Below are 14,438 nucleotides of genomic sequence, written 5' to 3'. Positions count from 1 at the left end.
CGAGGGGCTACGGTATGCACCCACAAGGTGACATGCAGCAACGCCGGGAGAAACCTTGAGCGTTCCGTACGAGACGGCAGCGTACGAACCAGCCGAGTCGCCCGAGTCTCCGGAGGAGCACCTCGCGCGGCTCCTCGGCCGTGCCCTGAACTCCTTCGAGTTGCCGGACGAGGCCATAAGGCAGCTGGACTGCGCGCTGGCGCACGACAGTTCGCTGCACTCCGCGCACCACAGCGCGGGGCTGCACCGGGAGACGTACCGGCACACCTGGCTGCTGGCCGACGGCTCCGCGGTCACGCTGTGGGAGCTCGTGCACAACACCGTGCCGGGCGGCGACCCGCAGCACGAGGTGTACGTCGACGAGGAGGAGCTGCGGGCCGCGACCGCGCGGCTGCCGTTGCCGGCGGACGCCCCGGACTTCGAGCTGCCCGTGCTGGTGACGCTGGCGCCGGTCCCGGAGCCGCGGCACGTGTACGTGCCGGACGACTCGGCGGACCACGCGCGCCGGCTGCTGCGCCGTGCGGAGAACCCGGACCGGCCGGGCGCGGAGACGGCGGAGGCGCTGTCGGCGGCGTTCGCGCACCAGATCACCCAGGCGTTCGGACGGCCCGGGCGGACGGGCAGGCCGGGGCTGACCTTCTCGCTCTACGAGCACGCGTTCCTGCTGCGGGACGGCCGGGAGCTGGCCCTGTGGGAGGTCGAGCACACGGCGACACCGGACGGCCGGCACATGTGCGAGGTGTACCCGTCGGAGGTCGCCGCCAGGGACGCGATGGAGCGGCGGGCGGCGCGGCAGAGGTAGCCCGCCCCCGTCCCGGGAGGCTCAGCGGCCGCCGAGGCGTCGTACCAGGCCGGCGAAGGCGTCCTGTTCGGCGGGGGTCAGTTCGACGGCCTCGCGGGGCGGGGCGGCCTCGTGCTGGTGCGGGAAGGCGGGAAGGGTGCGCGCGGCGTGCCAGGCGAGGGCTTCGCGGCGGTTGCGGCGCAGCAGGCGCGTCACGACGGCCGCCCAGGCGACGGTCGCCAGGGTGAGCGCGGCCATGCCGATCAGCTGGAGAGTCGAGACGTGCGCGGGCATAGGCCCCAGTACACACCACGGTCCGGGACTTTGGTCCCGGACCGTGACGTATCTCGCAGGTGCCGTGAACAACTCACAGCGAATCAAAGGGACAAGACGGCAACGCGGTGCGGGGATCAGGCCGCGACCGGCTGCTTCGCCTCCTTCGCGGTGGCGGCCGTCCCGGCGGAGCCGCCCGCCGAGGCCTGCTGGGCCGGCTTGCGCAGGCCCTTGAGGAGGACGACCAGGGCCGTGGTGACGCAGACACCGGCGGCGATGGCGATCAGGTAGAGGAACGGGTTGCCGATCAGCGGGACCACGAAGATGCCGCCGTGCGGAGCGCGCAGGGTGGCGCCGAAGGCCATCGACAGGGCGCCGGTGATGGCGCCGCCCACCATCGAGGACGGGATGACGCGCAGCGGGTCGGCGGCCGCGAACGGGATCGCGCCCTCGGAGATGAAGGAGGCGCCCAGGACCCAGGCGGCCTTGCCGTTCTCGCGCTCGGTCTCGGTGAAGAGCTTGCCGCGCACGGTGGTGGCCAGGGCCATCGCCAGCGGCGGGACCATGCCGGCCGCCATGACCGCCGCCATGATCTTCATCGCGGAGTCACTGGGGTTGGAGACCGCGATACCGGCGGTGGCGAAGGTGTACGCGACCTTGTTGACGGGGCCGCCGAGGTCGAAGCACATCATCAGGCCGAGCAGGGCGCCGAGCAGGATGGCGTTGGAGCCGGAGAGGCCGTTCAGCCAGTCGGTCATGCCCTTCTGGGCGGAGGCGATGGGCTTGCCGACCACGACGAACATCAGGAACCCGACGATCGCCGTGGAGATCAGCGGGATCACCACCACCGGCATGATGCCGCGCAGCACCTTCGGGATGTCGATCTTCTGGATCGCCATCACCACGCCACCGGCCAGCAGACCGGCGACGAGGCCGCCGAGGAAGCCGGCGTTGATCGTGGAGGCGATCATGCCGCCCACGAAACCGGGGACCAGGCCGGGCCGGTCGGCCATGCCGTAGGCGATGTAGCCGGCCAGGACCGGCACCAGGAAGCCGAAGGCGACGGCGCCGATCTGGAACATCAGGGCGGCCCAGCTGTCGGTCTGCGTCCACACGAAGTGGTTGAGCACCGACGGCGCCGACTTGATCTCGTAGCCGCCGATCGCGAAGCCGAGGGCGATCAGCAGACCGCCGGCCGCGACGAACGGGACCATGTAGCTCACGCCGGACATCAGCCACTTGCGCAGCTTGGTGCCGTAGCCCTCGCCGGCCTCGCCCGCGCGCTCCACCGGGGTGGCCGGTGCGGAGCCGGACGTGACCTCGCCGCGGGCCGCCTTCGCGCGGACCTCGCCGATCAGGTCGGCGGGGCGGTTGATGCCCGCCTTCACGCCGACGTCGACGGTCGGCTTGCCGGCGAAGCGGTCCTTGTCGCGGACGGGCACGTCGTGCGCGAAGATCACGCCGTCCGCCGCCGCGATGACCTCGGGGGCGAGCCGGGTGAAGCCGGCCGAGCCCTGCGTCTCGACGACGAGCTCGACGCCCGCCTCGCGGCCCGCGTTCTCCAGCGACTCGGCCGCCATGTAGGTGTGGGCGATGCCGGTGGGGCAGGAGGTGACGGCGACGATGCGGAACGGGCGCTCGTCGGCCGCCGGGTCTGCGTCCTTGGTGGCCGCTGCGGTGCCGGCGGAGGCCGCCACCGGCGCCGCAGCGGTGTTCTGAGAGGCGCTCGCAGCCGCTGCGGCGCCCGCCGTGGCCGCGGGCGTCTCGTCGCCGCGGATCAGCGCCGCCGCCGTCTCCGCGTCGCCCGCCGACCGCAGCGCGTCCGTGAACTCGCTGTTCATCAGCTGGCGGGCCAGCGAGGAGAGGATCGTGAGGTGGGCGTCGTCGGCGCCGGCGGGGGCCGCGATCAGGAAGATCAGGTCGGCCGGTCCGTCGAGGGCGCCGAAGTCGATGCCGGCGGCGCTGCGCCCGAAGGCGAGCGTCGGCTCGGTGACGTGGGCGCTGCGGCAGTGCGGGATGCCGATGCCGCCGTCGAGGCCGGTCGGCATCTGGGCCTCGCGGGCGGCCACGTCGGCGAGGAAGCCCTCCAGGTCGGTCACCCGGCCCAGGGCCACCATGCGCTCGGCGAGGGCGCGCGCCGCCGCTTCCTTCGTGTCGGCGGACAGGTCGAGATCGACCAGGTCCGCGGTGATCATGTCGCTCATCGCGGGCTCCTATGCACGCGTATCGCCCGGAGTGTGGGGTGGGCGGGGGTGGGGACGGGGGTGCCGTGGGGGGCGGGTCGGGAGGCGGGGCCGGGGAAGCCCCGCCTCCCGGGGACGGCGGGGCGGCTCAGGGTGCCCCGACGGCCCGGCGGCGTGGCGAGTAACGAGACGCCTTGCCGCTCCTGGGCCGGTTGTCGGCGGCCGGCGCCGGGGAGGGGCGCGGCGGGGTGAGCGGTCGTACGGGTCTGGGTCTTCATGACACCGGCTCCGTCAGTTCGCGGTCGACGGGGACGACGTCGGTGACGGTGACCGCCGTCGGGTCCAGATCGGCCGGGGTGGGCATCACGCTGCCGGGCAGCTGGACGGCGGCGGCGCCGTGCGCGACGGCGGAGGCGAGGGCCTTGGGGCCGCTGCCGCCGGCGATGAGGAAACCGGCGAGGGAGGAGTCGCCGGCGCCGACGTTGCTGCGGACGGCGTCCACGCGGGCGCTCGCGAACCAGGCGCCCTCGTCCTCCACGAGCAGCTGGCCGTCGGCGCCCAGGCTGGCGAGGACGGCGCGGGCACCCATGCCGCGCAGCTCCTCGGCCGCCTTCAGCGCGTCGCCCACCGTCGCCAGGGGGCGCCCGACGGCCTCCGCGAGCTCCTCCGCGTTCGGCTTCACCACGTCGGGCTGCGCGCGCAGCGCTTCGAGCAGCGCGCGCCCCGAGGTGTCGAGCGCGATGCGTGCGCCCCCGGCGTGTGCCCGGGCGACGACATCGGCGTACCAGGAGGGCGCGAGCCCGCGCGGCAGGCTGCCGCAGCAGGCGATCCAGTCGGCGTCGCGGGACTGCTCGCGCACGGTCTCCAGGAGCAGTTCCTGCTCCTCGGCCGAGAGTTCCGGGCCCGGCGCGTTGATCTTGGTGAGCACCCCGTCGGACTCCGCGAGGGCGACGTTGGAGCGGGTGGCTCCGGCGACCGGGACCGGCGCGACCTCGATGCCCTGGGCGTCGAGCAGGTCGGCGATCAGGGCGCCCGGCGCTCCGCCCAGAGGCAGGACGGCGACCGTGCGGCGGCCGGCGGCGGCGACCGCGCGGGAGACGTTGACGCCCTTGCCGCCGGGGTCCATGCGCTCGCCGGAGGCGCGGTTGACCTCGCCGCGCTCCAGGGCGGGGACCTCGTAGGTCCGGTCGAGGGAGGGGTTGGGGGTGACGGTGAGGATCATGCCCGTACCGATCGTGGTGCTCGTGGTGCTCATGCTCGTACTACTTCCGTGCCGCCGCGCTCGATGGCGGCGGCGTCCTCGGGGCTCAGTCCGCTGTCGGTGATCAGCAGGTCCACGTCGCCCATGTCGCCGAAGCGGGCGAAGTGCTCCTGGCCGTGCTTGGCGGAGTCGGCGAGCAGGACCACCCGGCGGGCCGCGGCGACGGCCGCCCGCTTGACCGCGGCCTCGGCGAGGTCGGGGGTGGTCAGGCCCTGGTCGGCGGAGAAGCCGTTGGCGGCGACGAAGAGGACGTCGGCCCGGATCTCGCCGTACGCGCGCAGCGCCCAGGCGTCCACGGCGGCGCGCGTACGGTGCCGTACGCGCCCCCCGACGAGGTGGAGCTGGATGCCGGGGTGGTCGGCGAGGCGGGCCGCGATCGGGAGGCTGTGGGTGACGACGGTGAGGGACGCCTCCAGCGGGATGGCCGCGGCCAGGCGGGCGACCGTGGAACCGGCGTCGAGGATCAGGGTGCCCTCGGTGGGCAGTTCCGGTACGGCGGCCTTGGCGATGCGGTCCTTCTCGTCGGCCGAGGTGGACTCGCGTTCGGCGAGGTCCGGCTCGAAGTCGAGGCGTCCGGCCGGGATGGCACCGCCGTGCACCCGGCGGACGAGTCCTGCGCGGTCGAGGGCCTTCAGGTCGCGGCGGATCGTCTCCTGCGTGACCTGGAACTCCTCGGCGAGCGACACGACGTCCACCCGGCCGCCGTCACGGGCGAGCCGGAGGATCTCCTGCTGCCGCTCCGGTGCGTACATGCCCTGCGCCTCCGCTCCGAGATACGTCCCACCGACGTCCGGTTCATGTCCGACTCACGCCTGGCTCGTGTCCGACTGTGTCCGACTCGTGCCCGAACTTGTGGTTTCGCGAGGAGGCTACGCCGGGATTTCCGGAAAGTAAACAGGTTCGGGCTACAAACGGACATGATCGGGCTTTCGGCCTGTTCAGGGCGGCTCAGAAGCGGCCGTATGCCCATGCGGAAGGGCCCGGCGCCTTCCGGCGCCGGGCCCTGTGCCTGACGGTGGTCAGTGGACGAGCTCGCGCTCCGCCGCCGGGAGTGCCTCCTCCTCGCCGCCGGCCTCCAGGTGCTGTGCCGGGCGCTTCGGCAGGGCGGACATCAGCAGGAAGATCACGGCCATGACGGCGGCCACCCAGAGCAGGGCGTGCCGGAAGGCGTCCGCGAAGGCCGGGCCGACCCCGGAGGAGGTCACGCGGTCGTCGATGACGCCGTAGAAGACCACCGAGACCAGGCCGAGGCCGAGCGCGTTGCCCATCTGCTGCACGGTGTTGATCAGGCCGGAGGCGGAACCGGCGTGCTCGCGCGGCACCTCCGAGAGCACCGCGTCCGTCAGCGGGGCGACGATCAGGCCCATGCCCGCGCCCATCACGACCAGCGGCAGGGCCATCTGCCAGGAGGCGATGGCGAGGCCGTAGCGGTGCGACTCCCAGACGTAGAGCAGGACCCCGAGGCCCATCAGCAGGGCGCCGGCCTGGAGCACCTTGCGGCCGAAGCGCGGGACCAGTTTCTGCACGGACAGGCCGGCCGCGACCGACACGGAGATCGAGAACGGCACCCCGGTCAGGCCGGCGTGCAGCGGGCTCCAGCCGAGGCCGACCTGCATGTACAGCGTCCAGACCAGGAAGAAGATGCCGAGCGCGACACCGAAGACGGTCTGCACGGCGATGCCGGCGGCGAAGCTCTTCACCGCGAAGAGGGACGGTTCGATGAGCGGAGAGCCGTCGCGGGCCGCCTTGCGGCGTTCGTACGCGACCAGCACGGCGAAGACGACGAGCGCGCCGGCCATCGACACGTACCCCCACAGCGGCCAGCCCAGCTCGCGGCCGCGGGTCAGCGGGTAGAGCAGCATCAGCAGGCCGACGGTGACCAGGGCGACGCCGACGAGGTCCAGCCGCAGCGCGCGCGGGGCCCTGGATTCACTGATGTAACGGCGGCCGAGGAGGAGGGCGGCGACGCCGACCGGGAGGTTGATCAGGAAGATCGGGCGCCATTCGAGGCCGAGGAGGTTCCACTCGGTGAGGAGCGCGCCGAGCAGCGGGCCGGAGACCGCGCCCAGGCCGACGATCGCGCCGAACAGGCCGAAGACCTTGCCGCGTTCGTGGGCCGGGAAGGTGGCGTGCACGATCGAGAGGACCTGCGGGACCATCATCGCGGCCATGCCGCCCTGCAGGATGCGGGAGGCGACCAGCATCTCCGGGTTCGCGGCGAAGCCGCAGAGGGCCGAGGCGAGGGTGAATCCCGCGACGCCGATCAGGAACAGCCGTTTGCGGCCGTGGATGTCGCCGAGACGGCCGCCGGTGATCAGGCCGGCGGCGAAGGCGAGTGCGTAGCCGGCGGTTATCCACTGGATCTGGCTGAAGGAGGCACCGGCGTCCCGCTGGATGGAGGGGATGGCGATGTTGACGATCGTGACGTCGACGAGGTCCATGAAAGCGGCGGTCATGACGATGGCCAGGGCCAGCCAGCGGTGCGGTGCACCGGGGGAGGCCGACGATTCGAGCGCCGTCGGTGTCGGTGTGGCGGTGTCCGTGCCGGTTCGTTGTGGCTGATCGCGCGCCGCGGCGGAGCCGCTGATCGGTACAGTCCCGCGCCCCTTCAGGGCGCCTGTGGCCGTGGAAGTCATGTTCGTACCGTAGGGCCGCACTAGGTCAGATCCTGGCCTAGTCGTACGGCATCCTCGTCTGCATGACGACGGACACTCCGGCCCGGCTGCTCCAGTTGCTGTCTCTGCTCCAGACGCCCCGCGAATGGCCCGGCGGTGAGCTCGCCGACCGGCTCGGGGTGTCGCGGCGTACCGTGCGGCGCGACATCGACCGGCTGCGGGAGCTGGGGTACCCCGTCGAGGCCAGCAAGGGGGCCGACGGGGGGTACCGGCTGGTCGCCGGGAAGGCGATGCCGCCGCTGCTGCTCGACGACGAGGAGGCCGTCGCCATCGCGGTCGGGCTGCGGGCCGGTGCGGGGCATGCCGTGGCGGGGGTGGACGAGGCGTCGGTGCGGGCGCTGGCGAAGCTGGAGCAGGTGCTGCCGGCCCGGCTGCGGCACCGGGTGACCACGCTCCAGGCCGCAACCACGCTGCTGACCAGCGGGGACGGGGCGAGTATCGCGCCCGAGACACTGACCGTGATGGCGTCGGCGGTCGCGGGGCGGGAGCGGTTGCGGTTCGCGTACCGGGCGGCGGACGGGAGCGAGACCCGGCGGCAGGCGGAGCCGTACCGGCTGGTGTCCACGGGGCGGCGGTGGTACCTCGTGGCGTACGACCTCGATCGCGACGACTGGCGGACCTTCCGGGTCGACCGGGTGAGCGAGCCGTTCGCCACCGGCGCGCGGTTCGCTCCGCGGGAGATGCCGACGGGGAGTGCGGCGGAATACCTGCGGCGGTCCATCCAACGGCGGCAGGAGACGTACGGGTTCGCCGTCGCGTTCGCCGGGTCGGCGGCGGAGGTGGGGGCCCGGCTGCCGGGGTGGCTGGGGACGCCGGTGGAGGAGGAAGAGGGCGGCGGCTGGTGCGTGGTGCGGGGGGACACCGGGGATCCGGTGGAGTGGCTGGCGGTGCGGTTGGCGATGGTGGGGTGCGAGTTCGTGGTGCGGGAGCCTGCGGAACTGGTGCAGTGCGTACGGGAGTTGGGGGGCCGGTTGAGCCGGGCCGGGGGTGCGTGAGGGGGTGCGGGCGGGTGGGGGCTGGGGCGGGGGGCGCTTACCGGCGCCGGCCGGGTGCCTCACCCACCGGCCCGCGGCCGACGACCGGCCCCCCGGCTAGCCGGGCGATCCCGGCCCCTCCCACGCGAACCCCCGCAGCGCCGCCAGGTTCTGCATGGCCAGGGCCGCCGGGCCCTCCGGCCCGGTGGCGGCGGCCGTGCCCGCCGCCCAGGATTCGACCGCCACTCTCACCGCCGCGCCGGCCACCGCCGCGGCGAAGCGGAGATGAGCGGGCGGGGCAACGTTGTCGAGGGAGGTGGACGTGCGTTCCGCCAGGATCGACGTCAGGAGCTGGTCCGAGGACTGGCACACCTCGGCCCACACCTTGCGCAGGGCCGGGCTCGTGTCGGCCAGGTGGATCAGGGTGCGGACCCATTCCCAGGAGGCCGCGGAGACCCCTGCGCCGGGGATCAGGGTGTGCTGGACGGCGTGTTCGAGGGCCTCGGGGACGGAGAGGGAGGCGGGGGCCGCCCGTACCGCCTCCGCCCAGCGGCGCGCACCCGCCGCGTAGAGCGGGGCCACCGCCTCCTCCTTCGTGGCGAAGTAGCGGTAGAACGTGCGGGGCGCGATGCCCGCGGCATGTGCGATGTCCTCGGCGCGCGTGGCCCGCAGGCCCCGCCGTACGAAGAGGCCCGCGGCCGCCCGGGCGATCTCCATGCGGGTCTCCGCCTTGCGCCGTTCCATGAGGGAAAGGTGGGCGGGGTCCTGCGTGGGGGTGCTGCCGGCGGTGCTGGGGGTGCTCACCTCGGCAGGCTATGCCCATGTGACAGAATCTGCCATCCGGTGGTTCACCCCGTGGTTCAGGTACGGGGTGAACCACCGTTTCAGCATGCCCGGCAGCGCCAAGTCAGGGCAAACGCGGGCCCGCCGCCCGGCGGAGAGCCCCCCGCAACGAGCCCCCGCCGAGAACCCCTGCGGGAAGCCCCGAACGGAGGTGGAGCCGGGCTCCGGCACCCGGGGGGATGGGCGCCGGAGCCCGGCTCTGGGAGAGTCCCGGCGCCGGGGGGATGATGCGTCGGGACGTGGCTTGTGGACGAGGCGGGCGTCAGGGTGGAGACGGACGTCGGGGTTGTCGCGGCCCCTCGGCGCCTGCCGCCCCGTCAGGAGTCGTCGGCCCCGCGGGAATTGGTCCGCCCTGGACCCCGACTCCCCGGCCCTGGATGGTTGTTCCCTACAGGCGAAGCCCCGAAGCGGCGGTACCGCGCCATGTTTGCGCCGTCTTGCGCCACCCGGCGCACGCGCCCCGGCGTGAGTGGAGACTCGCGCGCACTGGTCACGCGAGCCCCACTCCTGCGAACCCCCTGCCCCCGCGCAACCCCCTTACGCCGCCGGCTCGAACCCGGTCGAGCGGGCCAGCTTCTTCAGCTCGAGCAGCGCGTGCTTCTCGATCTGGCGGATGCGCTCACGGGTCAGGCCGTGCTCCTTGCCGACCTCGGTCAGCGTGCGCTCGCGGCCGTCCTCGATGCCGTACCGCATCTTGATGATCGAGGCCGTGCGCTGGTCCAGACGGCCGATCAGGTCGTCCAGTTCCTCGCTGCGCAGGAGGGTCAGGACGGACTGCTCGGGGCTGACCGCCGACGTGTCCTCCAGGAGGTCACCGAACTGGGTCTCGCCCTCGTCGTCCACCGACATGTTCAGCGAGACCGGGTCACGGGCCCAGTCCAGCACGTCGACCACACGCTCCGGCGTGGAGCCGAGCTCGGCGGCGATCTCCGCGGGCTCCGGGTCGCGGCCGTTCTCCCGGTTGAACTCGCGCTGGACGCGGCGGATCCGGCCGAGCTCCTCCACCAGGTGGACGGGGAGCCGGATGGTCCGGGACTGGTCGGCGATGGATCGGGTGATCGCCTGGCGGATCCACCAGGTGGCGTACGTCGAGAACTTGAAGCCCTTGCGGTAGTCGAACTTCTCGACGGCACGCACCAGGCCGGCGTTGCCCTCCTGGATCAGGTCCAGGAGAGGCAGACCGCTGCGCGGGTAGCGCCGGGCGACGGCCACGACCAGGCGGAGGTTGGAGCGGATGAAGACGTCCTTCGCCCGCTCACCGGCGGCGACGAGCGCCTCCAGCTCCTCGCGGGTGGCGTCGGACGCGGACTCCTCCTCGCCGTCGAGGACCTGCTGTGCGAACACACCCGCCTCTATGGTCTGGGACAGCTCGACTTCCTTGGCGGCGTCGAGGAGCGGTGTGCGCGCGATCTCGTCGAGGTACATGCCGACCAGATCGCGGTCGGCGATCTCGCCGCCATGGCCGCGAACGCCATGGGCGCGAACACTGCTTGCCGAGTCGGCCGTCTCGCCGGTGGCGGCGGACTGACGACGGGCGACGGCACGGGTTGCCATGCGTGCTCCCTTGCGATGGTGGGCGGGCGGGTGGTCCTGTCGGTTCTTCTCGGTCCTTCACGGAATGCCCGGTGCTCGGACTCCAGCGCTCCGGAACTCCACTTCTGGAACTCCTCGGACTGTCGTCGAGTGCCCGGCATCTGATGGAAACAACGACTGGAATCCGGACAGAATTCCCATGCTGCCCCCCGATTTTTCTGATCATGCAGTACCCTGTGCGACCACGTGAGGAGGCGCGGTGCCGTCAGAACGTACAGAGGTGCAGGTCAGACCGGGAGCCGAGGGGGACCTCGTAACCCTCACGGAGATCTACAATCACTACGTTCGTGAGACGTCCATCACATTCGACACGGTGGCCTTCACACCGGAAGAGCGTCGTCCGTGGCTGCTCTCCCACCCGGAAGACGGCCCGTACCGCCTGATGGTTGCCACGTCAGCGGACTCACAGGAGATTCTCGGGTACGCCACATCCAGCCCCTACCGAGCGAAACCGGCCTACGCGACGTCGGTGGAGACCACCGTGTACGTCGCCCCGGACGCCGGGCGTCGCCGTATCGGCACGCTCCTCTACAAGGCCCTCTTCGAGGCGCTCGCGGGCGAGGACGTGCACCGCGCCTACGCGGGCATCGCGCAGCCGAACGAGGCCTCCACCCGGCTGCACGAACGCTTCGGCTTCCGGTACGTCGGCACGTACCGCGAAGTGGGCCGCAAGTTCGGCCGCTACTGGGACGTGGCCTGGTACGAGAAGGACCTCTGACCGGGCCCTCCCGCCCCGCTCACCCGAACTGCACGGACCGCTTCGCCATTCCCATCCAGAACCCGTCGATCACCGACTTCTGCGCGTCCAGCTCGCCGCCCGCCTCCGCCGCGCCCATGGTGACGAAGAGCGGGGCGAAGTGCTCGGTGCGCGGGTGGGCGTAGCGGCCGGCCGGGGCCTTGTCGAGGAAGTCGAGGAGGGCGTCCCAGTCGCGGTTCTCCAGGGCCCGGTGTCCCCAGTCGTCGAACTCGGAGGACCAGGTGGGCACCCCGCCTCCGGTGTGGCGCAGGGCGGCCAGGTTGTGGGTGAAGAAGCCGGAGCCGACGATCAGCACGCCCTCGTCGCGCAGCGGGGCGAGCCGGCGGCCGATCTCCATCAGGCGGACCGGGTCGAGGGTGGGCATGGAGATCTGCAGGACAGGGATGTCCGCGGCCGGGAACATCTCCACCAGGGGCACGTAGGCGCCGTGGTCGAGACCGCGGTCCGGGATGTCCTGCACGGGGGTGCCGGCGGCGCGCAGCAGCTTGCGCACGGACTCGGCCAGCTCGGGCGCGCCGGGGGCCGGGTACCGCACCTGGTAGTAGTGCTCCGGGAAGCCCCAGAAGTCGTAGACGAGGGGGACGGTCTGTACGGCACCGAGGGCGAGGGGGGCCTCCTCCCAGTGGGCGGAGACCATCAGGATCGCCTTGGGACGGGGGAGGCCGGCGCTCCAGTCGGCGAGTTCGCCGGGCCAGACGGGGTCGTCGGCGAGCGGCGGCGCGCCGTGACTCAGATAGAGGGCGGGCATGCGCTCCGGTGCGGCGGCGGACATGGCGGCGGCTCCCTCCGGGCGCCGGGCTGCCTTCCCGGCTCCCATCCTTCGACTCTCCAGGCTATGACTGTTTTAACTCTCAAGCTTTCTGGGCATCAGCTTACGCCCCACTTGTTTAAGTTTCAAGGAGAGGCCTCGTACAGTGGGATACATGAATACGGCATCCGGATCCGCCACCACGCAGAGCCGCTGGCTCACCGACCACGAACAGCGCGTCTGGCGCTCGTACCTGCACGCCACGACCCTGCTGGAGGACCATCTGGACCGTCAGCTCCAGCGTGACGCGGGGATGCCGCACATCTACTACGGCCTGCTCGTCGGGCTCGCCGAGGCACCCGGGGGGCGGCTGCGGATGACCGAGCTGGCGATGCAGGCGAAGATCACCAGGTCCCGGCTCTCGCACGCCATCGCCCGCCTGGAGAAGAACGGCTGGGTACGGCGGGAGGACTGTCCCTCCGACAAGCGGGGCCAGTTCGCCGTCCTGACCGCCGAGGGCACCGAGGTGCTGCGGCGCACCGCGCCCGGCCACGTGGCCGCCGTACGGCAGGCGCTGTTCGAGCGGCTGACGCCGGAACAGCAGCAGGCCCTCGGCGAGATCATGGAGATCGTCGCCGAGGGCCTGCAGCCCAACGAAGCGGGCGCGGACCTGCCCTGGCTCCGCTGAGGAGCTCAGGGACAGGTCCGCGTGCGGGTACCCCTACGGTCGGTCGCTCAGAGGCTCAGTGGGCGATCACCGGGACCGCCACCTCGTCCTCGGCGCCGTCTCCGGAGGCCACCGGCGTGGCTTCCGGCTTGCCGGCGTTGACGAGGCTGACCACGATCACCGAGGCCAGCACCAGCATGCCGACGGCGACCCAGATCGCGTTGGCGTAGCCGTGCACCGCGCCCTGCATCTGGACCAGCTGCTGCTGGGACTTGGAGGTCGCGGTCGCGATGTGGTCCTTGATGTACGACGTCGTCGCGGACGCGGCGATCGTGTTCAGCAGGGCCGTACCGATGGCGCCGCCCACCTGCTGCGAGGTGTTGACCATCGCGGAGGCGACACCGGCGTCCCGGGGCTCGACGCCGAGCGTGGCCAGGGACATGGCCGGCATGAACGCCGTACCCATGCCGAGACCGAGCAGCACCATCGCGGGCAGGATCGTCGAGGCGTACGAGGAACCGATCTCGATCTGGGTCATGACCAGCATGCCGGCCGCGGCGACCAGGAAGCCGGGGCCCATCAGCGCCCGGGCCGGAACCCGGGTCATCAGCCGGGTGCCGATCTGGGTCGAGCCGACCATCATGCCCGCGATCATCGGCAGGAAGGCGAAGCCGGTCTTGATCGGCGAGAAGCCCTTGATGACCTGGAGGTAGTAGGTCAGGAAGAGGAAGGTGCCGAACATCGCGATGATCGCGACGCCGAGGGAGAGGTAGATACCGCCGCGATTGCGGTCGAGGACCACGCGCAGCGGCAGCAGCGGGGCCTTGACCCGGGTCTCGGTGACGACGAACGCGATCAGCAGCACCGCGGAGGCGACGAACAGGCCCACGGTGGTGGCGTCGCCCCAGCCGTCGGACTCGGCGCGGGTGAAGCCGTACACCAGTGAGACCAGGCCCAGGGTGGACAGGAGGACGCCGGGGATGTCGAGCGGGTTGCGGTTGCGGCCGCCCTCCGGCTCACGGATGACGAAGTACGCGCCGAGCGCGGCGACGATGGCGAACGGGATGTTCACGAAGAACGTCCAGCGCCAGTCCAGGTACTCGGTGAGCACGCCGCCGAGGATGAAGCCGACGGCGCCGCCGCCACCGGCGATCGCACCGTAGATGCCGAACGCCTTGGCGCGCTCCTTGGCGTCCGTGAACATCACGGCGAGCAGGGAGAGCGCGGCCGGGGCCAGCATGGCGCCGAAGACGCCCTGGAGGGCACGGGCGCCGAACATCATCGCGCCGCTGGTCGCGGCGCCGCCGAGCGCGGAGGCCGCGGCGAAGCCGGTCAGGCCTATGACGAAGGCCCGCTTGCGGCCCCACAGGTCGGCGATACGGCCGCCGAAGAGGAGGAGACCGCCGAAGGCGAGGGCGTAGGCCGTGACGACCCACTGCCGGTTGCCGTCGGAGATGCCCAGGTCGGACTGGGCGGAGGGCAGCGCGATGTTCACGATGGTGGCGTCGAGGACGACCATCAGCTGGGCGAGCGCGATGAAGACGAGCGCTTTCCAGCGGTTGGCATCACCGGACTGTGCCGGTGCGCCGGGAGCCTTGGCGGCTGTTTCAGACATGGGGGTACCCACTTCGTGACTTCGTGACGGAAAGTCGATGGTTCGTGACGGAAAAACGGATCGGTGAA

The 14,438-nt window shown here is 72.0% G+C and carries 13 protein-coding genes; 4 read left to right on the top strand and 9 right to left on the bottom strand.

The annotated features are described in order from the left end of the window. The first annotated feature begins 55 nt into the window (after nucleotides 1-55). Nucleotides 56-802 carry a DUF6227 family protein gene (locus ACZ4UV_RS35615; RefSeq protein ID WP_467843624.1) on the top strand — a complete coding sequence of 249 codons (747 nt, stop codon included), beginning with the start codon at nucleotides 56-58 and terminating at the stop codon, nucleotides 800-802. 21 nt (nucleotides 803-823) lie between these two features. Here ACZ4UV_RS35615 and ACZ4UV_RS35610 read toward each other — a convergent pair whose 3' ends face one another. The 5 genes from ACZ4UV_RS35610 to ACZ4UV_RS35590 form a co-directional block, all read right to left on the bottom strand. Further along, nucleotides 824-1,075, bottom strand: a complete 252-nt coding sequence (locus ACZ4UV_RS35610; RefSeq protein WP_451016258.1) for a hypothetical protein — start codon at nucleotides 1,073-1,075, stop codon at nucleotides 824-826. A gap of 116 nt (nucleotides 1,076-1,191) precedes the next feature. Next, nucleotides 1,192-3,258 (bottom strand): PTS fructose transporter subunit IIABC, encoded by a 2,067-nt coding sequence (locus tag ACZ4UV_RS35605; protein WP_467843621.1) that lies wholly within the window; start codon nucleotides 3,256-3,258, stop codon nucleotides 1,192-1,194. A 253-nt stretch (nucleotides 3,259-3,511) separates the two neighbouring features. Next, nucleotides 3,512-4,459, bottom strand: a complete 948-nt coding sequence (gene pfkB, locus ACZ4UV_RS35600; protein WP_467843899.1) for a 1-phosphofructokinase — start codon at nucleotides 4,457-4,459, stop codon at nucleotides 3,512-3,514. Between the two features lie 29 nt (nucleotides 4,460-4,488). After that, on the bottom strand, nucleotides 4,489-5,250 hold the full coding sequence (locus ACZ4UV_RS35595) for a DeoR/GlpR family DNA-binding transcription regulator (RefSeq protein WP_351488291.1): 762 nt from the start codon (nucleotides 5,248-5,250) through the stop codon (nucleotides 4,489-4,491). A 267-nt stretch (nucleotides 5,251-5,517) separates the two neighbouring features. Beyond that, entirely contained in the window at nucleotides 5,518-7,134 is a 1,617-nt protein-coding gene (locus tag ACZ4UV_RS35590) for an MFS transporter (RefSeq protein WP_451022850.1), read from the bottom strand. Nucleotides 7,135-7,196: 62 nt separating this feature from the next. Here ACZ4UV_RS35590 and ACZ4UV_RS35585 point away from each other — a divergent pair, with 62 nt between their 5' ends. Then, nucleotides 7,197-8,168, top strand: coding sequence for a helix-turn-helix transcriptional regulator (locus ACZ4UV_RS35585; protein WP_467843618.1), 972 nt, complete (start codon nucleotides 7,197-7,199; stop codon nucleotides 8,166-8,168). A 96-nt stretch (nucleotides 8,169-8,264) separates the two neighbouring features. Here the strand turns inward: ACZ4UV_RS35585 and ACZ4UV_RS35580 are convergent, their stop codons facing one another. Both ACZ4UV_RS35580 and ACZ4UV_RS35575 read right to left on the bottom strand, forming a co-directional pair. Next, entirely contained in the window at nucleotides 8,265-8,864 is a 600-nt protein-coding gene (locus ACZ4UV_RS35580; protein ID WP_390047128.1) for a TetR/AcrR family transcriptional regulator, read from the bottom strand. Nucleotides 8,865-9,527: 663 nt separating this feature from the next. Beyond that, nucleotides 9,528-10,544 carry a sigma-70 family RNA polymerase sigma factor gene (locus ACZ4UV_RS35575; protein WP_390046829.1) on the bottom strand — a complete coding sequence of 339 codons (1,017 nt, stop codon included), beginning with the start codon at nucleotides 10,542-10,544 and terminating at the stop codon, nucleotides 9,528-9,530. Nucleotides 10,545-10,782: 238 nt separating this feature from the next. Between ACZ4UV_RS35575 and ACZ4UV_RS35570 the strand changes: the two genes are divergently transcribed. After that, nucleotides 10,783-11,301: a GNAT family N-acetyltransferase gene (locus ACZ4UV_RS35570; protein WP_451022089.1), complete on the top strand. Its 519-nt coding sequence runs from the start codon at nucleotides 10,783-10,785 to the stop codon at nucleotides 11,299-11,301. 19 nt (nucleotides 11,302-11,320) lie between these two features. Here ACZ4UV_RS35570 and ACZ4UV_RS35565 read toward each other — a convergent pair whose 3' ends face one another. Continuing rightward, complete coding sequence (locus tag ACZ4UV_RS35565) at nucleotides 11,321-12,112, bottom strand: dioxygenase family protein (protein ID WP_467843613.1); 792 nt, start codon at nucleotides 12,110-12,112, stop codon at nucleotides 11,321-11,323. Between the two features lie 151 nt (nucleotides 12,113-12,263). Between ACZ4UV_RS35565 and ACZ4UV_RS35560 the strand changes: the two genes are divergently transcribed. Continuing rightward, complete coding sequence (locus ACZ4UV_RS35560; protein ID WP_351502629.1) at nucleotides 12,264-12,776, top strand: MarR family winged helix-turn-helix transcriptional regulator; 513 nt, start codon at nucleotides 12,264-12,266, stop codon at nucleotides 12,774-12,776. A gap of 55 nt (nucleotides 12,777-12,831) precedes the next feature. Here ACZ4UV_RS35560 and ACZ4UV_RS35555 read toward each other — a convergent pair whose 3' ends face one another. Continuing rightward, entirely contained in the window at nucleotides 12,832-14,370 is a 1,539-nt protein-coding gene (locus ACZ4UV_RS35555; RefSeq protein WP_390046824.1) for an MFS transporter, read from the bottom strand. Nucleotides 14,371-14,438 lie beyond the last annotated feature (68 nt).

The organism is Streptomyces sp. NPDC028289 (assembly GCF_055565975.1).
The sequence above is the reverse complement of the archived record's forward strand: the minus strand, read 5'-3'. Positions and strand labels throughout refer to the sequence as shown.